We start from the raw sequence: 19,093 nt of genomic DNA, 5'->3' as shown, positions 1-19,093 counted from the left end.
GCTGAACAACTCCGTGGCGGCAGATTTGCAGCGGAACGGAGCCGGCGGATATGGATGGGGGAATTACACGGTGGCGTCTTTTGCGGAATTTGCACGGCAGATGGACTGGTGGGGGCTGATCACCCTGCTTATCAGCGCGGTGGCCGCCCTGCTGTGCATTACGCTCCACGAGCTCTCCCACGGCTTTGTGGCCTGGAGGCTGGGAGACCCCACCGCCAAGCAGGCGGGGCGCCTGACCCTGAACCCCATCAGGTATCTGGACCCGGTGGGGCTGCTTATGATGCTCATCGCCAAGGTGGGCTGGGCCAGACCGGTTCCGGTGGACATGCGGTATTTCAAGCGGCCCAAGGCGGGTATGGCGCTCACCGCCCTGGCGGGTCCGGCGGCCAATTTTCTCACCGCCCTGGCGGCGGTGGCGCTGGCCTCCCTGATCTGGAACTTCGGCCGGGTGAGCCACGCCGCCCTGCTGGTGCTGTGCTTTTTGTCCAACGTGGCGCTGCTGGGGGTGGGCATGGGCCTGTTCAACCTGATTCCCATTTCTCCCCTGGACGGCTCCAAAATCCTGTTTGCTCTGCTGCCCAGCCGGGTATATTACCGCATTCTCCGCTATGAGCGGTATGTGGGCATTGCGCTGTTCGTCCTGGTTATGCTGGGGGTGTTCAGCGGTCCGCTGAGCTTTTTGATGATCCATGTCCTCCAGGGCATGTGCCGGGCGGTGGGTATGCCGGCGGAGGTACTGTGGATTTGTCAGGATGTCTCCGCCATCCTGAATCTGTTTTGAGGTGAGTCCCATCGAAACGCCGATTTACCATCTGGAAAAAGTGGTGAAGAACCGGGAGGACATGGAGGACTTTGACGGTCCGCTGGACCTCATTCTCCACCTGCTGTCCAAGAACAAAATGGAAATCAAGGACATCCAGATCTCTCTGATTTTGGAGCAGTATCTGGCCTGGATGGACCGGCGCAAGCAGCTGGATCTGGAGGTAGCCAGCGAGTTTGTCACCATGGCCGCCCAGCTGGTGTTCATCAAAACCCGGATGCTGCTGTCCATCCACGACGAGGAGGCGCTGTCCGAGCTGGAACAGCTGATGGCCTCTCTGGAGGAGCATCAGCGGCATGAGAGCTTTGCCCGCATCAGGGCGGTGGTACCCCAGCTGTCCGACCGCTATGCCGTGGGCCGGGACTACCTGACCAAGACGCCGGAGGTGCTGCCGGTGAACAAGACCTACCGGTACGTCCACCATCCGGAGGATCTGCTGCGCGCCATGCAGAGCGTGTTGGCCCGGGCGGACCACCGGCTGCCGCCCCCCATGGCCGCCTTTGAGGGGATCGTGGGCCGGGAACCCTATCCGGTGGCGGACAAGGCGGATGAGATTCTGACCCGGCTGGCCCGGTTCGGGGTGACCCGGTTCCGGAGCCTGTTTCAGGGCAACCGCAGCCGCTCGGAGATTGTAGCCACCTTTATCGCGGTGCTGGAGCTGTGCAAGGCCCGCCGGCTGCGCCTGGCAGGCACCGAGACGGACTGCACGGTGACCTCCACCGACGGGGAAGAGGGGGAGCGGCTGGAATTTTCCACGGATGTATATGAACCGGCGGACGGGGGAATGACATGGAGCTGAAGGAACTGGAAGCCGCCATTGAGGGCATTCTGTTTGCCGCCGGGGAGCCGGTGGGTGTGGAGCGGCTGTGCCTGGCGCTGGACATTGACCGGAACACGGCGGACGCGGTTTGCCAGCGCTTGGCCGACTATTACAGCTATGAGCGGCGGGGCATCCGCCTGCTGCGGCTGGACAGCAGCTATCAGCTCTGCTCCGCCCCCCAGTTTGCCCCCAATATCCGCCGGGCCTTTGAGAGCCGGCGTCCGGCCCGGCTGAGCCAGCCGGCTTTGGAGGTGCTGGCCATCATCGCCTACTATCAGCCCGCCACCCGGGCCTATGTGGACCAGATCCGGGGGGTGGACAGCTCCTATACCGTGGGCCTGCTGCTGGAGCGGGAACTGATCGAGGAGTGCGGCCGCCTGGCGGTACCCGGCCGGCCCATCCAGTACCGCACCACCCAAAATTTCCTCCGCTCCTTCGGGCTGTCCAGCCTGGAGGAGCTGCCCGAGCTGCCCAACACCGCGCCGGAAGACGGCCAGCTCACCCTGGAGATGCAGGCGGCGGTGGCCCGGCTCCAGCAGTCTCAGGACGTGTCCGATGTGACGGAGGCTGAGCTGGAGCAGGCCGCCCGGGACATGGCCCGGACGGAGGGAGGCACGGAGCAGTGAAGGGAGTGCTTATCCTGGCGCTGATCGCGGCGGCGCTGGCACTTGTCAGTCTCCTCCGCCTTGGGGTCCAGGTGAGATGGAATTCCGACCAGCTGACCCTTCGGGCGTGGGTGGGGCCGGTGAGGCTGACCCTGCTGCCCCGGACCGGACGGAGGCGGCGCAAGCAGCCTCCCCGCCAGACGCCCTCCGCCCCGCCAAAGGGCAGGGGGGATATGCTGGAGCAGCTCCGCCGGATGCTGCCCCTTGTGGCGGAGGCGGCGGGGCATCTGCGGCGGAAGGTGCGCCTGGACCGGATCGAGCTGGACGTGACCGCCGCCGCGCCGGACCCCGCCAGCGCGGCCCTGGCCTTCGGTGGGATCAACGCGGCTGTGGGTATGATTTGGCCCATGGTGGAGCAAAATTTTAACGTGAAGGACCGGAACATCCGCACCCGGGTGGACTTTGAGGCCGACAAGCCCACCGCCAGCCTGAACGCGGAGGCCACCCTCACCGTGGGACAGGCCCTGGCGCTGGCAGTTTGGCTGGCGCCCAGGCTGCCCCAGGCAATGGGGAAAGAGCGGGGACGGAGCCGGACAGATACAGCACAGAAAGAGGCGGTTTGAACATGGAAAAGCAACATCCAATCGGCGATCTGATGACCACCACCATGCAGAAGATCCGGGAAATCGCGGACGTGAACACCATCATCGGCCAGCCCATCCAGGCGGGGGAGATCACCATCATCCCCATCTCCAAGCTGACGGTGGGCTTTGCCTCCGGCGGCAGCGATTTTGTATCCAAAAACCAGAAGCCGGAGAGCGACAACTCTTTCGGCGGCGGCAGCGGCGCGGGGATGAATCTCTCCCCGGTGGCTTTCCTGATCATCAAGGGGGACACGGTCAAGCTGATGCCGGTGGCGGCGCCGCCCTGCAACACGGTGGACCGGGTGGTGGAGCTGGTGCCGGAGGTCATCGACAAGGTGACGGACTTTGTGGAAAAACAGCAGGACAAAAAGGCGGGGAATAGTTCCCCCTTCTGAGGACCATACTAGGGGCATCAAGGTGAGGTGATGTTCCTTGCGGCGTGCGTGCGCTCTGCTGCTGGCCCTTCTGGTTCTGACCGGCTCCGCCCGCGGTGCGGCGGAGGTAACGCTCTCGGCATCCGCCGCCGTCCTGATGGACGGCGAGAGCGGCCGGGTTCTCTATGCCCGGAACCCGGACCAGCGGCGTCCCATTGCCAGCATCACCAAACTGATGACGGCGCTGGTGGCGGTGCGCCTGTGTCCGGACCTGTCGGCGGAGGTGACGGTGCGTCCGGAGTGGACGGGGGTGGAAGGTTCCTCCATGTACCTCAGGCCGGGAGAGCGGCTCACCAGGGAGGCACTGCTGTACGGGCTGCTGCTCTCCTCGGGAAACGACGCGGCCCTGGCCATTGCCGGCAGCTGCTGTGAGACGGTGGAGGCTTTTGTGGCCCGGATGAACGAGACGGCGGCCGGACTGGGCATGGACAACACCCATTTTGCAAATCCCAACGGCCTGGACGACCCGGAGCACTATTCCACCGCCTACGACATGGCGCTTCTGGCCCGGGCGGTGTTGGAGGAGGAGTCCCTGCGGCGGATTGCCGGCTCCAGAACCGCCGCTGTCGCCGGGCGCAGTCTGGCCAATCACAACAAGCTGCTGTGGCGGTATGAGGGCTGCACCGGCCTGAAAACCGGTTATACCGACGAGGCGGGGCGCACTCTGGTGTCCAGCGCCCTGCGGGACGGGCAGGAGCTGATCGCCGTCACCCTGAACGATCCCAACGACTGGGCGGATCACGAGGCGCTGTTTGACTACGGCTTTTCCACCTACCCCAGGACCTTGGCCGTGGAAGCGGGGACCGGCTGGCTGATCCCCTGCGGGGGCAGTCTGGGCCGGTTTGTCTCCGCCGGTTTGGAGCGGGAGGTATACTATCCGCTGGCGGAGGGGGAGCGCCTGTCCCCGGCGGTATCCCTGCCTCAGCGGGTGGAGGCGCCGGTGACCGCCGGCGCGCCTGCCGGGGAGCTGGTGCTCAGCCTGGAGGGGGAGCCGGTGATGCGTCTGCCCCTCTGCTATCAGACGGGCGCGGCGGATGACCGGGCGCCCGCCGGCTGGCTGGAACGGCTGCTGGGACTGACAGCCGCAATCGGATAAAAACAGGAGCAGAGGTCTGCCGCCAGGTTGCGGCAGACCTTTCCTGCGGGAGGAAGCAGATGGAAGAGAGACTGCAAAAAATTCTCTCCGCCCGGGGGGTGGCCTCCCGGCGGACGGCGGAGGCCTACCTGGAGGCCGGACGGGTGATGGTCAATGGCCGTCCCGCCGGGCTGGGCGACCGGGCCGACCCCCAGCGGGACGACATTCGGGTGGACGGCCGGCCCCTGCCGCCGCTGGAACGGCGCACCTACCTGATGCTCAACAAGCCCAGGGGCTGCGTGACCACCCTCTCCGATGAAAGGGGGCGGCGTACGGTGGCCCAGCTGGTGAGCGGCTGCGGCGCCCGGGTGTGGCCGGTGGGCCGGCTGGACCTGGATTCGGAGGGACTGCTGATCCTGACGGACGACGGCGCGCTGACCCAGCGGCTGCTCCACCCCAGCCACCAGGTGGAAAAGGAGTACCAGGTTTGGGTGGCGGGGGACGTGGAGCGGGGGCTGCCCGTTCTGCGGGGACCTCTGGCCCTGGATGGCGTGGCGCTCCACCCCGCCCGGGTGGAGGTGCTGGGTCCGGGTCTGCTCTCGGTGACCATCCACGAGGGCCGCAACCGGCAGGTGCGGCGGATGTGCCAGGCCGCCGGGCTGACGGTGCGCCGGCTGCGCCGGGTGCGGGAGGGCGGCCTGACCCTGGGGACGCTGAAAAGCGGCTGCTGGCGGCATCTGACGGCGGCGGAGCTGGAGCTGCTGCTGGAAGTACATGGGAATCAGGAGCGCTGATTTGCAGGAAAATTAGCCTTACTTGCAAAAAAGGATTGCTTTTCTGCCGGATTCCCGGTATCATAGTACGTGCTGAAATTTTTGCGTCAGACAGGATGCGTGGATGAGCCGGTCCGAGGCGGAATATGGGCCGGAATCCGGGAGGTTGGGACATGTCCAAGGACATTTTATCGGTGATCCAGAGCAATATGGGTACCTTTTCCAAAGGGCAGAAGCTCATTGCGAATTTTATCCTGGAGTCATACGACAAGGCCGCCTTTATGACGGCCAGCAAGCTGGGGAAGACCGTTCAGGTCAGCGAATCCACAGTGGTCCGGTTTGCCGCCGAGCTGGGGTATGACGGATACCCCGCCATGCAGAAGGCGCTCCAGGAGATGATCCGCAGCAAGCTCACCTCCATCCAGCGCATTGAGGTCTCCAACGACCGGATTGGGGACCATGATATTTTGTCCATGGTGATGCAGGCGGATATTGAGAAGATCCATATGACCATGGAGGAGACCGACCGGGCGGAGTTCAGCCAGGCGGTGGAGGCCATTGTCGGCGCCAAGAGGATCTACATTCTGGGCGTGCGCTCGGCCGCCGCGCTGGCCAGTTTTCTGGGGTTCTATTTCAACCTGATTTTTGAGCACGTCACCATCATCCACACCACCTCTATCAGCGAGGTGTTTGAGCAGCTGCTGCGCATCGGGCCGGGGGATGTGATCATCGGCATCAGCTTTCCCCGCTACTCCCGCCGCACGGTGTCCGCCATGCAGTTTGCCCATGACCGGGGCGCCACCGCCATCGCCCTCACCGACAGCGAGACCTCGCCCCTGGTCCCCTATTCCACCCACCGGCTGCTGGCCAAGAGCGACATGGCCTCTTTTGTGGACTCCCTGGTGGCTCCCCTCAGCCTGATCAACGCCCTGATCGTCTCCATCGGGCGGAAGAAGGATGAGGATCTGTCCAAGACCTTTGCGAACCTGGAGCGGATTTGGGATGCCTACGATGTCTATGAAAAGGCGGAAGCAAGCCGTTGAGTGATGTGGTTGTGATCGGCGGAGGGGCGGCGGGCTGCATGGCGGCGCTGTCCGCGGCGGAGCGGGGGGTCTCCGTCACCCTTCTGGAGCGCAACGCCAAGCTGGGCCGCAAGCTGTACATTACGGGGAAGGGCCGGTGCAACGTGACCAACGACTGCACGGTGCAGGAGGTATTGGAGCGCGTTCCCCGCAACGGCCGCTTTTTGACCAGCGCCATGACCCGCTTCCCGCCGGAGGCGGTGAAGCAGTTTTTTGAGCGGCGTGGCGTCCCCCTGAAAACAGAGCGGGGGGGACGGGTCTTTCCCCAGTCGGACCGGGCCGCGGATATCATTGACGCGCTGCGGGCCGCCCTCCGGCGGGCCGGCGTCTGCGTGGTGCAGGACCGGGCCGTGGCCCTGGAGCTGGACGGCGGAGTGCTGCGCGGCGTGAAGGGGGAGCGGGGCGCCTACCCCTGCCGGGCGGCGGTGGTGGCCACCGGCGGAGCCTCCTACCCCCTGACCGGCTCCACCGGGGACGGCTATGCCCTGGCGGAGGCCCTGGGCCACACGGTGCTGCCCCTCAGGCCCTCCCTGGTGCCGCTGGTGGCGGCGAAACAGGAGTTCTGCGGCCGGATGCAGGGCCTGAGCCTGCGGAATGTGGCCATCCGGGTAAAGACGGACCGGAACAAGGTGGTCTTTTCCGGGCAGGGTGAGCTGCTGTTTACCCACTTCGGCCTGTCCGGGCCGCTGATTCTCACCGCTTCCGCCCACATGACGGACTTTGCAGGGGAGCATTACCGCGTTTTGCTAGATCTGAAACCCGCTCTGGACGAGGAGACGCTGGACAAGCGCCTGCTGCGGGATCTGGAGGAAAACGCCAACCGAACGTTCCGGCACGTGCTGGAGGGTCTGGTTCCCCGGATGATGGTGCCTGTGCTGCTGGAACTCACCGGCATCCCGGGGAAGGAGCGGGCCAATTCCATTACGCGTCCCCAGCGGCGCAGGCTGCTGGAGACGCTGAAGTGCGTGGCCATCGATATCGCCGGCCCCCGTCCCCTGGAGGAGGCCATCATCACCTCCGGCGGAGTCAAGGTGTCGGAAATCAATCCCGCCACCATGGCGTCCAAACGGGCGGAGGGCGTTTTTTTCGCCGGCGAGGTGTTGGATGTGGACGCCTACACCGGCGGATTCAATTTGCAGATCGCCTGGGCCACCGGCCGGGCGGCCGGCCTGGGCGCGGCGGAGCAGGCGGCGGGTCAAGGAGGAATGGAGCTGTGACAAAGCAGCACAAGAGTATTGCCATAGACGGACCATCCGGGGCGGGAAAGTCCACCCTGGCCAAGGCCCTGGCGGAAGCGCTGGGCTACTTATATGTGGATACGGGCGCCATATACCGCACGGTTGGGCTTCAGGCCTGCCGCACCGGGACGGACCCCACGGACCCGGCGGCGGTGATGGCGCTGCTGGAGCGGCTTCAGATCCGCCTGGAGCATGGGAAAGACGGGCTCCAGCACATGTATCTCAACGGGGAGGATGTGAGCCAGGCCATCCGGCAGCATGAGATCTCCGCCTATGCCTCCGCTGTGTCGGCCATCCCCCAGGTGCGTGCCTTCCTGCTAGCCCAGCAGCGCAGGCTGGCGGAGGAGCACGACGTGGTGATGGACGGCCGGGATATCGGAACCGTGGTGCTGCCGGACGCGGATGTGAAGATTTTCCTCACCGCCGCGCCGGAGGCCAGGGCCCGCCGCCGCTGGCTGGAGCTGAAGCAGCGGGGCCAGGAGAGGGCGTATGAGACGGTGCTTCGGGACGTGCTGGAGCGGGACGACCGGGATACCCACCGGGCGGCCGCCCCGCTGCGTCAGGCGGAGGATGCGGTGCTGGCGGATACCACGGACAAGGATCTGGAGCAGAGTCTGGCGCTCCTCATACAGATTGCAAAGGAGCGTTTGCAGGCATGAATATCATGTATTGTTTGGCGTATCTGTTTCTTTGGCCGGCCTTCCGGATCTGCAAGCCCACCAAGTGCATCCACAGGGAGAATCTGCCCCAGGGGGGCGCGCTGCTGTGTGCCAACCACACCCGGATGAGCGACCCGCTGTTTGTGGCCTACGCTCTGGGGCTGCGCCATCAGATCCACGTAATGGCCAAGGAGGAGGTCATGCATTGGCCCCTCATCGGCTGGATCCTCAAGCAGGGGGGCATTTTTGGGGTCAAGCGGGGCCAGGCGGACATCGGCGCCATCAAAACGGCCATGAAGTATCTGAAAAACGGCGAGCTGCTGCTGATGTTCCCCGAGGGAACCCGGCATCAGGACGGGGACTTCGGCGATGCCAAAACAGGGGCCGCCATGCTGGCGGTGCGTACCGGAGTCCCCATTATTCCCATTTACATCCCCGCGGAGAAGCGGTGGCTGCGCTGGAACCAGGTGGTAATCGGCGAACCCTACCACCCAGTGGTGGCGGGCAAGCGGGCCACGCCGGAGGAATACCGTGCCATTGCCGACGAGGTTATGGCCCGGATTGAGGCCCTGAGGCCTCAGGTGGGCCGATGAAGCTGGAGCTGGCCAAGTCCGCCGGATTCTGCTACGGGGTCCGCCGGGCGGTCCACATGGCGGAGCAGGCCGCGGCGGAGGGCCGACCCTGCGTGATGCTGGGGCCGGTGATCCACAACAACAGCGTCATCGACTACCTGGCCTCTCTGGGTGTGGGGATGATCCGCAGCCCGGAGGAGGCCGAACCGGGTACGGCGGTGATCATCCGCTCCCACGGGGAGGGGCGGTTTGCCTATGAGACGCTGGAGCGGCTGGGCTGTCCTCTGGTGGACACCACCTGCCCCAATGTCTCCCGCATCCACCAGATTGTTTCCGCTGCGGAGGCCAACGGCCGGCAGGTGATTATCATCGGAACCCCCACCCATCCGGAGGTGGAGGCCATCGCCGGCTGGTGTACCCATTCCCTGATTTTTGAGGGGGTGGAGCAGTTCTCCGCCTGGCTGGAGCAGGATTCCAGGCACCGGGAGCTGCCGGTCACCATGGTGTCCCAAACCACCTCCACCCGGTCCATCTGGGACGGGTGCGTAGAAAAAGCAAAAAAAGAGTGTACAAACTTAAAAATTTTTGATACAATATGTAATGCTACGTATAAACGCCAGTCCGAAGCTCAGGCATTGGCTGCCCACTCCGATGCCATGGTCGTCATCGGAGGCCGGGAGAGTTCCAACACCAAACGGCTGGCGGAATTGTGCGCGGCGCTCTGCCCCAAGGTGGTTTGGATCGAACGGGCGGCGGAGCTGGAACCTTCCACCCTGTGTCGGAAGGCTTCTATTGGAATCACTGCGGGCGCGTCCACGCCTGAGTGGATTATAAAGGAGGTCTATGACAAAATGAGCGACGAAAACATTGAGATCGAGGAATCCTTTGCTGAAATGCTGGAGAAATCGATCAAGACTTTAAATACAGGGGAGAAGGTTACGGGCGTTGTCACTGGGATCACGCCCACGGAGATCTATGTGGATCTCGGTACGAAGCATGCCGGCTACATACCGGTATCCGAACTGACCGACGACCCTACGGTTAAGGTCGAGGATCTGGTAAAAGTCGGCGACGAGATTGAGACGTATGTCATGCGCGTAAACGACCAGGAGGGTGTGGTCACCCTCTCCAAGAAGCGTCTTGACACCGTGAAGAGCTGGGAGGACATCGAGCAGGCCAAGGAGGACCACACCACCGTGGAGGGCGTGGTCACCGAGGAGAACAAGGGCGGCGTGGTGGTTTCCATCAAGGGCGTGCGGGTGTTTGTTCCCGCCTCCCAGACCGGTCTGCCCCGGGACACTCCCATGAGCCAGCTGGTCAAGCAGAAGGTGCGCCTGCGCATCACCGAGGTCAACCGCGCCCGCAAGCGGGTGGTGGGTTCCATCCGCGCCGTGGAGGCGGAGGAGCGGGCCGCCCGGGCCGCCGAGGTGTGGAACAACATCGAGGAAGGCAAGCGCTACACCGGCACGGTGAAGAGCCTGACCTCCTACGGCGCCTTTGTGGATATCGGCGGCGTGGACGGTATGGTTCACATCTCCGAGCTGTCCTGGTCCCGGATCAAGCACCCCTCTGAGGTGGTCTCCGTGGGCGACACGGTGGAGGTGTATGTCATCTCCTTTGACAAGGAGAAGAAGAAGATCTCCCTGGGCATGAAGGACCGCTCCCAGAACCCCTGGGAGGTCTTTACCGGCAAGTATCAGCCCGGCGACGTGGCCAATGTCCGCGTGGTCAAGCTGATGACCTTCGGCGCCTTTGCCGAGATCGTGCCTGGTGTGGACGGTCTGATCCACATCTCCCAGATTGCCGACCACCGCATCGACAAGCCCGGTGATGTGCTCAGCGAGGGCCAGATGACGGACGTGAAGATCATTGACATCGACTATGAAAAGCAGAAGGTGTCTCTGTCCATTCGCGCCCTGCTGGAGGGTCCCGCCGCTGAGGAGCCTGCCGAGACTGACAACGAAGGGTAATCACGGCCGCGCCGCTTCCCTAGGGAAGCGGCGCGGTTTTTTGTATTTTTTCAGGAGCAAATCAGAAATTTACTTGCAATAATGCGAAAAAGTGTCTATAATAATGTCTGCTGAATAAACCGTAAAGCGGTTTATTCTCGCGGCGGCAGCCGCGCAATTCCATCAAAGCGGCGCAGAAGAGCCGCTTTGATGGAATTCAGCCATTGTTACAATGCGTATTTCCACTGGTGCGTGAAGACGCACCAGTGGAAGGTGCAAGGGTTTTGGGCGAAATGCTCCAAAACCCTTGCACGAGAACAAAGCTACTTGGCCTTGAAAGCCTTGGCTTTCAAGGCGTTCGGCTTTGTTCAGTACGCATTATAATAAATTCATAAGCACGCAAAGTTATACGAATTGGAGTTGATTGGACCGGGAGGTGGAATCGTGTTTCAGGTAGGGGACAAAATCGTGCACCCGATGCATGGTGCTGGTGTGATTGACAGCATCGTACAGAAGAAGGTCAACGGCGTAGTACGGGAATACTATATCCTCAAGCTACCTGTGGGTGGAATGCTGGTGATGATCCCCACGGAGCACAGCGAGGAGATCGGTGTGCGCCCCGTGGTGAAGCAGGAGGAGGCCGACCGGGTGCTCGCCGCCATACCCAACATTGATGTGGACATGACCCCCAACTGGAACCGGCGCTACCGGGAGAACATGCTCCGGCTGAAAAGCGGCGATCTGCTGGAGGTGGCCCGAGTGGTAAAGGGCCTGATGCTGCGGGAAGGGGAGCGGGGCCTGTCCACCGGGGAGCGGAAAATGCTCCACTCCGCCAAGCAGATTCTGATTTCAGAGATCGTCCTCTCCCAGAACGCCAGCTATGAGGATGTGGAAGCCCGCATCAACACAGCCCTGGCTTAATAAGGTAATGGTGTGGGCGGCCCGCCGCGGCCGCCCCGACTTTACATAGGTGATTGGAAAGGAGCCGGCGGGCTCCTTTTTTCAGGAAGGAGGAAAATCATGGCTGGACTGTTGTCACGGCTGCTGGGCAGGCGGGAGGAGCCGTCCATCCGGTGCGCGGCGGTGGTGCCGGCGGCCGGCAGCTCCACACGCATGGCGGGGCGGGACAAAATCCTGCTTCCCCTGGGGGACCGGCCGGTGCTGGCCCACACCCTGGGGGCGCTGGAGCGCTGTCCGCATATCACGGAGATTGTGGTGGTGGCCCGGCGGGATCTGATCGTCCCCATCGGCCAGCTGTGCCGGGACTGGGGGATTGGAAAGGTAACCAAGGTGATTCCCGGCGGGGAGACCAGGACCCGTTCGGTACTCAACGGGGTGTCGGAGGTAAGGGAAGGGGCGGAGCTGATCGCCATCCACGACGGCGCCCGTCCTCTGGTGAGCCAAAAGGTGCTGGAGGCGGTCATCACCCGGGCGGCCCAATGCGGGGCGGCCGCCCCGGCGGTACCGGTGAAGGACACCGTCAAGCGGGCCAGGGACGGGGTGGTGCGGGAGACTCTGGACCGCTCGGAGCTGTTTGCCATCCAGACCCCCCAGGTCTTTCAGGCCGACCTGATCCGCACCGCCCTCACCAAGGCTATTCAGGAGGGGGCGGAGCTCACCGATGACTGCGGCGCGGTGGAGCGGCTGGGCATCGGAGTGGCCCTGACCCAGGGGGATTACCGCAATTTGAAGCTGACCACGCCGGAGGACGCGGCCATGGCGGAGGCGCTGCTGAACTGGGAGGATGAGAGATGAGAATTGGACATGGCTATGACGTACATCGCCTGACAGAGGGCCGAAAGCTCATTCTGGGCGGGGTGGAGATTCCCTTTGAGGTGGGGTTGCTGGGCCACTCCGACGCGGATGTGCTCACCCACGCCGTGATGGACGCCCTGCTGGGCGCGGCTGGCCTGGGGGACATTGGAAAGGCCTTTCCCGACACCGATCCGGCCTATGCCGGCGCCGACAGTCTGAAGCTGCTGGACCGGGTGATGGAGATGCTGGCCGGGGCTGGCTTCCGGGTGGGCAATGTGGACGCCACCATCCTGGCACAGCGGCCCAAGCTGGCCCCCCACATCAAGCAGATGCGGGAGAATCTGGCCCGGCGGATGGGGGTTTCCCCCGACCGGGTCAATGTGAAGGCCACCACCGAGGAAAAGCTGGGCTTTACCGGCAGCGGGGCGGGCATGGCGGCCCACGCCGTGTGTCTGCTGGAGGAAACATAAGGGCGCAAAACGCTCCTCACGCACATACACTGGTGCGAGAGGAGCGTTTTTATTATGGTCTATTATCTGATCGTCTGCCGCTCCCTGACCTATGCCCAGCGGACGGCCGCCGCGCTGGAGCGGGCGGGGATTACAGCTCACATCCGCCGCTCACCCAGAGCCATAGACCGGGAGGGATGCAGCCACAGCGTCAAGGTGTCGGAGCGCAACCTGGCCAACGCGCTGCGCATCCTGGGCAGGGTGGGCCTGCCGCCCAAACGGGTCTACCTCATAGCGGGAGACGGCAGCTACAAGGAGGTGCTGCTTTGATCTACCTGGACAGTGCGGCCACCACCCTGCACAAGCCGCCGGCGGTTGCCCGGGCCACCGCCTGGGCGGTCGGGCATCTGGCCTCCCCGGGCCGTGGCGGACACCCGCCGGCCATGCGGGCGGCGGAAGCCGCCTTTGCCTGCCGGCAGGCGGCGGCGGAGCTGTTCGGCGTCTCCGACCCGGAGCGGGTGGTCTTCACCTCCAACGCCACCCACGGCCTGAATATCGCCATCCGCTCCCTGGTGCGGCCTGGGGACCGGGTGGTGATTTCCGGCTGGGAGCACAACGCCGTCACCCGTCCGCTCCACGGAATTGGGGCGGAGGTGGTGGTGGCCCGGGGGCCTCTGTTCGACCGGGCGGGCCAACTGGCCGCCTTCGAGGATGCCCTGGAGGGGGGCGCCAGAGCGGTGATCTGCAACCACGTCTCCAACGTCTTTGGCTTTATTCTGCCGGTGGAGGAGCTTGCCGACCTGTGCCGGGGCCGTGGAATCCCCCTGATTCTGGACGCCTCCCAGTCCGCGGGCTGTCTGCCGGTACGGCAGGACCGGTTGGGGGCCGAGTATATCGCCATGCCGGGCCACAAGGGACTTTACGGCCCCCAGGGAACCGGCCTGCTGCTCTGCGGCGGCCATCCGGAGCCGCTGCTGGAGGGGGGGACGGGGAGCGCCTCCGCGCTCCAGAGCATGCCGGACTTTTTGCCCGACCGTCTGGAGGCGGGGACCCACAACATGCCCGGAATCGCCGGACTGCTGGCGGGGCTGCGGTACGTCCGTACCCGGGGGACCCAGGCCATTTTCCGCCGGGAACGGGGCCTGATCCGGGGTGCGGCCCGGGCGCTGGCCCGCCTTCCCGGGGTGCAGGTTTTTTCGGCGGCAGACCCCGCGGCCCAGGCCGGGGTGCTGTCCTTCCGCCTGGAGGGCCGGGACTGCGAGGCGGTGGGGGAGGTGCTGGGCAGCCGCGGCATTGCGGTGCGGGCCGGCCTCCACTGCGCCCCCGCCGCCCATCAGTCCGCCGGTACGTTGGAGACGGGGACCATACGGGTCAGCGTGTCCGATTTCAACACCCCGTCGGATATCGACAAGCTGGTGCGGGCGGTATCCGGCCTGACCGGAGCATAAAGGCGGCGGCTGTCTGCGGAGAGCACTTCCGCAGACAGCCGCCGCTTTCATGGGATGTTTACAGAAAATTGATTTTCCTCCGGTTTGTAATACTTGTAAAGAGGCTGGGAATACAGTATAATAATTTAGTTAAAGGGAAGGGAAGGCCCCTGTGGGCTGAACGCGGGAGATGAGGAAATGGAAGTGATCTTATATCTGTTGCAGCAGTTTAAGGGGATGGTGACGCCCTTCGGTGTCCGTGATCTCATCGATATCCTCATCATGGCCTTTATCATCTACCGGGTCATTCTGTTTATCCGCCGCACCAGCACCGGGGCGGTGGCCAAGGGTATCCTGCTGCTGCTGCTGGCGCTGCTGGTCTCCGGTGTGCTCCAGCTCAACACGGTGAATTTCCTGATGGGCAAGATTGTGGAGTACGGCGCGCTGGCGCTGGTTATCCTCTTCCAGCCGGAGATCCGGCGGTTTTTGGAACAGGTGGGCCGGGCCAATCTGGGGGAGGTATTCACCCACGCCGAGGAGCGCAATGAGCTGGACAGCGCCATCACTCAGACGGTAGAGGCCTACGCCTCCCTGTCCAAGTCCAAGACCGGCGCACTGATGGTGTTTGAGCGGAAAAACATGCTGGAAGACGCCATCAAGACCGGCACGGCCCTGGACTGCACGGTAAATGCCGAACTGCTGAAGAATATTTTCTGGAACAAGGCGCCCCTCCATGACGGGGCGGTGATCGTCCGGGGAGGACGGATTGTGGGGGCCGGCTGTATGCTCCCCATGTCTGGCAATGTGAACCTGTCACGGGAGCTGGGCATGCGCCACCGGGCAGGTATCGGCGCCAGCGAGCACACCGACGCGGTGGTGGCCATTGTCTCGGAGGAGACCGGCTCCATTTCCGTGGCGGTGGGCGGCATGCTCAAGCGCCATCTGGCGCCGGAGACCCTGGAGCGGCTGCTGCGCAATGAGCTGCTGCCTGAGCTGGAGGATGTCGAGGTGGCGCCCAAGTTCAAATTGGCCAACCTGTTCCGGGCTGGAAAGGGGGAGAAGCAGAGTGGGGAAAAGAGTCACTGACAGCAGATGGTTTTATGTCATCGTCTCCCTTCTGCTGGCCTTTATTCTGTGGATTTATGTTGGAAAAGAGGCCAATCCCATTAAAACCAGCACTCTCAGCGGCGTTCAGGTGGTATTCAGCGGCCTGGAAAAGCTGGAAGAGCGGGGCCTGATGATTTCCGAGGGGGCGGACCAGGCAGTTTCCCTGCGGATTCGGACCCGGAAGGATGTGTGGGATCGCCTGAACCAGGGGGAGACCACTGTGATCATAGACGTCTCCGGCATCACCGAACCGGGGATGCAGAGCGTGAGCATCACCTCCCGCAACATCAACTATCCCCGCTCCATTACCACGTCCGACTCTGTTGATCTTCAGTACACCAGCCCAGGCGCGGTGTCCTTCACCATTTCCAAATGGAGCAGCAGGCAGGTGGATGTCCGGGGTTCTTTCGAGGGCAGTATTGCCGACGGCTATCAGCGGGGAGAGTTCTCCATGGCTCCGGAGCAGGTGACGGTCAGCGGCCCCCAGGAGCTGGTGGATCAGATTGACTACGCCAAAGTAACCGTAACCCAGACGGATATGAACGCCACCTACAGCCAGGACATCGGCTATGTGCTGATCGACCTGAACGGGGAGATCATGGACCCGGCGGGCCTGGAGCTGGACCCCAGCACGGTGCTGGTCACCCTGCCGGTGGAAAAGCTGAAGGAAGTGGAACTGACGGTAGACCTCATCCCCGGCGGCGGCGCGACAGAGGATGATGTGAAGATTGACATCGAGCCGGACAGCATCATGGTATCGGGCAGTGACGCGGATCTGGAGAACCTGGACCGCATCAGTCTGGGGGAGATCGACCTGTCCGGTGTGTTCAGCACCCTGACCCAGTCCATGCCCATTCAGCTGGATTCCGCCCTGACCAACGTCAGCGGCATTACGGAGGCGGAGGTGACGGTGACGGTGTACGGTCTGGACACCAAGGTTTTGCAGGTCAGCAACATCAGTTTCATCAACAAGCCGGAGGGTTATCTGGCCGAGGTTGTGACCCAGTCGTGCAGCGTGCAGATCCGGGGTACGCAGGAGGCGGTGGAGGCGGTGACCTCCTCCCAGCTGCGGATTGTGGCCGACCTGTCCGAGGTGGAGCTGTCCACCGGCAACCAGACCATTCCCGTCAAGGTCTATCTGGACGGCAGCAGCGACGTGGGCGTGGTTGGGGACTACAATATTGTGGTCTCTATTACGAGAGAATAACAAAAGGTGAGTATGGAATGATTCAAACGGCAAAGGTAACCCGGGTGCTGGACAACGGCACTGCGGAGGTGGCGGTGAAGCGGCAGTCCGCCTGCGGACACGACTGCTCCAAGTGCGGCGGCGGATGCAGCGAGCTGATGGTCAGCTCCACGGTGTCGGTGGTGGCGGCCAACCCGGTGCGGGCCATGCCCGGGGATATGGTGCGGGTGGAGTCCTCCACCGGCGGGGTGCTCAAGGCGGCGGTGGTGGTCTATCTGGTCCCCTTCCTCCTGTTCTTCCTGGGCTATTTTCTGTGTGCGGCGGCCCGGCTCAGCGGCGGCGTCAGCGCCGCCGTGGGCGGGTTGGGTTTTGCCGCCGGCGTGGCGCTGGCCATCCTTCTGGACCGGCAGGTGCGCCGCGACCAGTCCATTACCTTCCGCATCACGGCCATCAATCCCCAGGACTGATGTTCGGTTATGTGCGCCCATACCGGGACGAGCTGAAGGTACGGGAGCAGCGGGATTATGAGGCGCTGTACTGCGGCCTGTGCCGGGCGCTGGGCCGCCGGCACGGCTTTCTGGCCCGGATGTTTCTAAGCTACGATTTCGCCTTTCTGGCCATGCTGCTGGACGGGGACAAGCCCGCGGTGGAGCGCCGTCCCTGTCCCGCCCGGCTGTGGTGCCGGAAAAAGCGCTGTGCCGCCGGCGGGGGTGTGGACGCCGCCGCCGACGCAGGTACCATTCTGGCCTACTGGAAGCTGCGGGACACCGTGGCGGACGGCCCCTTTTGGAAGCGGCTCTGGGCCGGACTGCTCTCGGTGCTGTTCCGGGGCAGCTACCGCCGGGCGGCGGCAAACCGGCCGGACTTTGACCGAGCGGTGCGGGAGAATCTGGAGCGGCTCCAGACCCTGGAAGGGGAGAACTGTCCCTCTCTGGACCGGACGGCGGACACCTTTGCCCGGCTTCTGGCCGCCGCCGCCCCCGTGACGCCGGACTCCGGACGGGACCGGGCGCTGGAGCAGCTGCTCTACCACGTGGGCCGCTGGATCTACCTGGTGGACGCCTGGGACGACCTGGCGGAGGACCGGCGCCGGGGCAGCTATAACCCCATTGCCGCCCGCTTTTCCGGCCAGGCGGAGGAACATCGGGAGTATCTGCGCACCACCCTGCGCCACTCCCTCAACCTGGCCCGCTCCGCAGGGGGACTGCTGGAACTGGGCCACTGGCAGGGTACGGTGGAGAATATTTTATACCTGGGCCTTCCCGCAGTGGAGGAACTGGTATTTACCGGCCGCTGGAAGGCCGCCAATCACAGAAACAGGAGACAGAGTACATGAGCGATCCGTATAGCGTATTGGGTGTCAAGCCGGACGCCAGCGATGAGGAAATCAAGCGGGCCTACCGTGAGCTGGCGCGGAAATACCACCCGGACAACTATCAGAACAACCCCCTGGCCGACCTGGCGGAAGAGAAGATGAAGGAGATCAATCAGGCCTACGACTCCATCACCCGCATGCGCAGCGGAGGCGGCTCCGGGGGCTACCAGGGGCAGAGCACCTACCAGGGTGGCTATCAGCAGCAGCAGTATCAGCAGCAGTATGCCCGCAACTCCTCCGGCAGCCTGTATACCCAGGTCCGCCAGGCCATCAACATGGGGGACATCGGCCGGGCCGAGCAGCTGCTGCGCAGCGCCCCCGGCCAGGACGCGGAGTGGCACTTCCTCTCCGGCTCCATCGCCTACCGGAAGGGCTGGCTGGATGAGGCCACCCAGCATTTCCAGATGGCCTGCAATATGGACCCCTCCAACGGGGAGTACCGCCAGGCGCTGATGATGATGCGCCAGGGGGGACAGGCCTACCGCCCCTACGGCTATGGCGGCGGGATGGACGCCTGCGACATGTGTACCGCCTGTATGTGCCTCAACTGCCTGTGCGGCGGCTGCGGCGGGTACTGAGCCATGGCGGGGAAGAGAACTGGGGCGACCGCCCATGTGACGGCGCTGGTGGGCATTCTGACCGCGCTTTCCCTCCTTTTTCTGTATCTGTCCGCCGTATCCCCCGGGGCCAAGCTGGGACTGACGGCTGTGGCGGGTCTGTTTCCCGCGGGGGCGGTGATCTCCTCCGGGCTGCGGGCCGGCTTTTTCTGCTATGGCGCCACCGGCCTTCTGGGCCTGCTGCTGCTGCCGGGAAAGGGGAATGTGATCCTCTACCTGCTGTTTTTCGGCCTGTGGCCCATGTTGAAAAGCCTGCTGGAGCATCTGCCCGGCCGCGTGCTGGAGTGGGCGTGCAAACTGGCGGTGTTTTACGCAATCCTGTGCTTGTTCTGGTTCGGCCTGCGGGAGCTGCTGCTGCCCTTTCTGCCGCCTCTGCTGAACCGGAACTGGATGGTGTTTGCAGGGGGAGGCGTTGCTTTCGTGATTTACGACGTGGGTTTTTCCAAGCTCATCGGGTTCTATGAGGCGCGGGTGGACAGGGTCTTGCGAAAAGGGACCTGATCTGG

At 63.8% G+C, this 19,093-nt stretch carries 23 protein-coding genes; all 23 read left to right on the top strand.

Annotated features, from left to right (window positions below; translation table 11 throughout):
• Nucleotides 1-70 precede the first annotated feature (70 nt).
• The 23 genes from Q0J74_RS00510 (at nt 71) to Q0J74_RS00400 (ending at nt 19,088) form a co-directional block, all read left to right on the top strand.
• On the top strand, nt 71-781 hold the full coding sequence (locus Q0J74_RS00510; RefSeq protein ID WP_297208954.1) for a site-2 protease family protein: 711 nt from the start codon (nt 71-73) through the stop codon (nt 779-781).
• Between the two features lies 1 nt (nt 782).
• Nucleotides 783-1,619 carry a segregation and condensation protein A gene (locus Q0J74_RS00505; protein WP_363315538.1) on the top strand — a complete coding sequence of 279 codons (837 nt, stop codon included), beginning with the start codon at nt 783-785 and terminating at the stop codon, nt 1,617-1,619.
• Complete coding sequence (gene scpB / locus Q0J74_RS00500; RefSeq protein ID WP_297208950.1) at nt 1,610-2,266, top strand: SMC-Scp complex subunit ScpB; 657 nt, start codon at nt 1,610-1,612, stop codon at nt 2,264-2,266. Before Q0J74_RS00505 ends, scpB begins: the two co-directional genes overlap by 10 nt.
• Entirely contained in the window at nt 2,263-2,868 is a 606-nt protein-coding gene (locus Q0J74_RS00495; protein ID WP_297208947.1) for a DUF2953 domain-containing protein, read from the top strand. Before scpB ends, Q0J74_RS00495 begins: the two co-directional genes overlap by 4 nt.
• Nucleotides 2,869-2,870: 2 nt before the next feature.
• Entirely contained in the window at nt 2,871-3,284 is a 414-nt protein-coding gene (gene ytfJ / locus Q0J74_RS00490) for a GerW family sporulation protein (RefSeq protein WP_297208944.1), read from the top strand.
• Nucleotides 3,285-3,321: 37 nt separating this feature from the next.
• Nucleotides 3,322-4,419, top strand: a complete 1,098-nt coding sequence (locus Q0J74_RS00485) for a D-alanyl-D-alanine carboxypeptidase family protein (RefSeq protein WP_297208942.1) — start codon at nt 3,322-3,324, stop codon at nt 4,417-4,419.
• Nucleotides 4,420-4,478: 59 nt separating this feature from the next.
• The gene (locus Q0J74_RS00480) at nt 4,479-5,192 is read left to right on the top strand and encodes a pseudouridine synthase (protein ID WP_297208939.1); all 714 of its coding nucleotides are present in this window, start codon (nt 4,479-4,481) and stop codon (nt 5,190-5,192) included.
• 152 nt (nt 5,193-5,344) lie between these two features.
• Nucleotides 5,345-6,214, top strand: a complete 870-nt coding sequence (locus Q0J74_RS00475) for a MurR/RpiR family transcriptional regulator (protein WP_297208936.1) — start codon at nt 5,345-5,347, stop codon at nt 6,212-6,214.
• Nucleotides 6,211-7,470 (top strand): NAD(P)/FAD-dependent oxidoreductase, encoded by a 1,260-nt coding sequence (locus Q0J74_RS00470; RefSeq protein WP_297208933.1) that lies wholly within the window; start codon nt 6,211-6,213, stop codon nt 7,468-7,470. The genes Q0J74_RS00475 and Q0J74_RS00470 overlap by 4 nt, the downstream gene beginning before the upstream one ends.
• Complete coding sequence (cmk, locus tag Q0J74_RS00465; protein ID WP_297208930.1) at nt 7,467-8,150, top strand: (d)CMP kinase; 684 nt, start codon at nt 7,467-7,469, stop codon at nt 8,148-8,150. The genes Q0J74_RS00470 and cmk overlap by 4 nt, the downstream gene beginning before the upstream one ends.
• Complete coding sequence (locus Q0J74_RS00460) at nt 8,147-8,743, top strand: lysophospholipid acyltransferase family protein (protein WP_297208927.1); 597 nt, start codon at nt 8,147-8,149, stop codon at nt 8,741-8,743. The genes cmk and Q0J74_RS00460 overlap by 4 nt, the downstream gene beginning before the upstream one ends.
• Nucleotides 8,740-10,692: a bifunctional 4-hydroxy-3-methylbut-2-enyl diphosphate reductase/30S ribosomal protein S1 gene (locus tag Q0J74_RS00455; protein ID WP_297208925.1), complete on the top strand. Its 1,953-nt coding sequence runs from the start codon at nt 8,740-8,742 to the stop codon at nt 10,690-10,692. The genes Q0J74_RS00460 and Q0J74_RS00455 overlap by 4 nt, the downstream gene beginning before the upstream one ends.
• Before the next feature lie 423 nt (nt 10,693-11,115).
• Complete coding sequence (locus tag Q0J74_RS00450; protein WP_297208922.1) at nt 11,116-11,592, top strand: CarD family transcriptional regulator; 477 nt, start codon at nt 11,116-11,118, stop codon at nt 11,590-11,592.
• Between the two features lie 99 nt (nt 11,593-11,691).
• The gene (ispD, locus tag Q0J74_RS00445) at nt 11,692-12,426 is read left to right on the top strand and encodes a 2-C-methyl-D-erythritol 4-phosphate cytidylyltransferase (RefSeq protein WP_297208919.1); all 735 of its coding nucleotides are present in this window, start codon (nt 11,692-11,694) and stop codon (nt 12,424-12,426) included.
• Nucleotides 12,423-12,896, top strand: coding sequence for a 2-C-methyl-D-erythritol 2,4-cyclodiphosphate synthase (gene ispF / locus Q0J74_RS00440; protein WP_297208916.1), 474 nt, complete (start codon nt 12,423-12,425; stop codon nt 12,894-12,896). Before ispD ends, ispF begins: the two co-directional genes overlap by 4 nt.
• A 54-nt stretch (nt 12,897-12,950) precedes the next feature.
• Nucleotides 12,951-13,205, top strand: coding sequence for a DUF3343 domain-containing protein (locus Q0J74_RS00435; protein ID WP_297208913.1), 255 nt, complete (start codon nt 12,951-12,953; stop codon nt 13,203-13,205).
• Complete coding sequence (locus Q0J74_RS00430; protein ID WP_297208911.1) at nt 13,202-14,323, top strand: aminotransferase class V-fold PLP-dependent enzyme; 1,122 nt, start codon at nt 13,202-13,204, stop codon at nt 14,321-14,323. The genes Q0J74_RS00435 and Q0J74_RS00430 overlap by 4 nt, the downstream gene beginning before the upstream one ends.
• 177 nt (nt 14,324-14,500) lie before the next feature.
• Nucleotides 14,501-15,388, top strand: coding sequence for a diadenylate cyclase CdaA (cdaA, locus tag Q0J74_RS00425; RefSeq protein WP_297208908.1), 888 nt, complete (start codon nt 14,501-14,503; stop codon nt 15,386-15,388).
• A complete protein-coding gene (locus tag Q0J74_RS00420) occupies nt 15,369-16,616 on the top strand; it encodes a CdaR family protein (RefSeq protein ID WP_297208905.1) in 1,248 nt (415 codons plus the stop codon). The genes cdaA and Q0J74_RS00420 overlap by 20 nt, the downstream gene beginning before the upstream one ends.
• A gap of 17 nt (nt 16,617-16,633) precedes the next feature.
• A complete protein-coding gene (locus Q0J74_RS00415) occupies nt 16,634-17,062 on the top strand; it encodes a SoxR reducing system RseC family protein (protein WP_297208903.1) in 429 nt (142 codons plus the stop codon).
• 11 nt (nt 17,063-17,073) lie between these two features.
• The gene (locus Q0J74_RS00410; protein WP_297208899.1) at nt 17,074-17,931 is read left to right on the top strand and encodes a DUF5685 family protein; all 858 of its coding nucleotides are present in this window, start codon (nt 17,074-17,076) and stop codon (nt 17,929-17,931) included.
• On the top strand, nt 17,928-18,548 hold the full coding sequence (locus tag Q0J74_RS00405) for a J domain-containing protein (protein ID WP_297208893.1): 621 nt from the start codon (nt 17,928-17,930) through the stop codon (nt 18,546-18,548). Before Q0J74_RS00410 ends, Q0J74_RS00405 begins: the two co-directional genes overlap by 4 nt.
• A gap of 3 nt (nt 18,549-18,551) precedes the next feature.
• Entirely contained in the window at nt 18,552-19,088 is a 537-nt protein-coding gene (locus tag Q0J74_RS00400) for a hypothetical protein (RefSeq protein ID WP_297208890.1), read from the top strand.
• The last annotated feature ends 5 nt before the right edge of the window (nt 19,089-19,093 follow it).

The sequence above is a fragment of the uncultured Flavonifractor sp. genome, assembly GCF_944387675.1.
GTDB lineage: Bacteria > Bacillota > Clostridia > Oscillospirales > Oscillospiraceae > Flavonifractor.
Note: the sequence above shows the minus strand (reverse complement) of the source record. Positions and strands in the feature narration are given on the sequence as shown.

What these genes read in the sequence shown, in the direction of transcription:
- Q0J74_RS00415 (WP_297208903.1), top strand. Translation starts at nt 16,634, where the DNA reads ATGATTCAAACGGCAAAGGTAACCCGGGTGCTGGACAACGGCACTGCG.
- Q0J74_RS00400 (WP_297208890.1), top strand. Translation starts at nt 18,552, where the DNA reads ATGGCGGGGAAGAGAACTGGGGCGACCGCCCATGTGACGGCGCTGGTG.
- ispD (WP_297208919.1), top strand. Translation starts at nt 11,692, where the DNA reads ATGGCTGGACTGTTGTCACGGCTGCTGGGCAGGCGGGAGGAGCCGTCC.
- Q0J74_RS00405 (WP_297208893.1), top strand. Translation starts at nt 17,928, where the DNA reads ATGAGCGATCCGTATAGCGTATTGGGTGTCAAGCCGGACGCCAGCGAT.
- Q0J74_RS00475 (WP_297208936.1), top strand. Translation starts at nt 5,345, where the DNA reads ATGTCCAAGGACATTTTATCGGTGATCCAGAGCAATATGGGTACCTTT.
- ytfJ (WP_297208944.1), top strand. Translation starts at nt 2,871, where the DNA reads ATGGAAAAGCAACATCCAATCGGCGATCTGATGACCACCACCATGCAG.
- Q0J74_RS00480 (WP_297208939.1), top strand. Translation starts at nt 4,479, where the DNA reads ATGGAAGAGAGACTGCAAAAAATTCTCTCCGCCCGGGGGGTGGCCTCC.
- Q0J74_RS00435 (WP_297208913.1), top strand. Translation starts at nt 12,951, where the DNA reads ATGGTCTATTATCTGATCGTCTGCCGCTCCCTGACCTATGCCCAGCGG.
- Q0J74_RS00460 (WP_297208927.1), top strand. Translation starts at nt 8,147, where the DNA reads ATGAATATCATGTATTGTTTGGCGTATCTGTTTCTTTGGCCGGCCTTC.
- cdaA (WP_297208908.1), top strand. Translation starts at nt 14,501, where the DNA reads ATGGAAGTGATCTTATATCTGTTGCAGCAGTTTAAGGGGATGGTGACG.
- ispF (WP_297208916.1), top strand. Translation starts at nt 12,423, where the DNA reads ATGAGAATTGGACATGGCTATGACGTACATCGCCTGACAGAGGGCCGA.
- scpB (WP_297208950.1), top strand. Translation starts at nt 1,610, where the DNA reads ATGGAGCTGAAGGAACTGGAAGCCGCCATTGAGGGCATTCTGTTTGCC.
- Q0J74_RS00455 (WP_297208925.1), top strand. Translation starts at nt 8,740, where the DNA reads ATGAAGCTGGAGCTGGCCAAGTCCGCCGGATTCTGCTACGGGGTCCGC.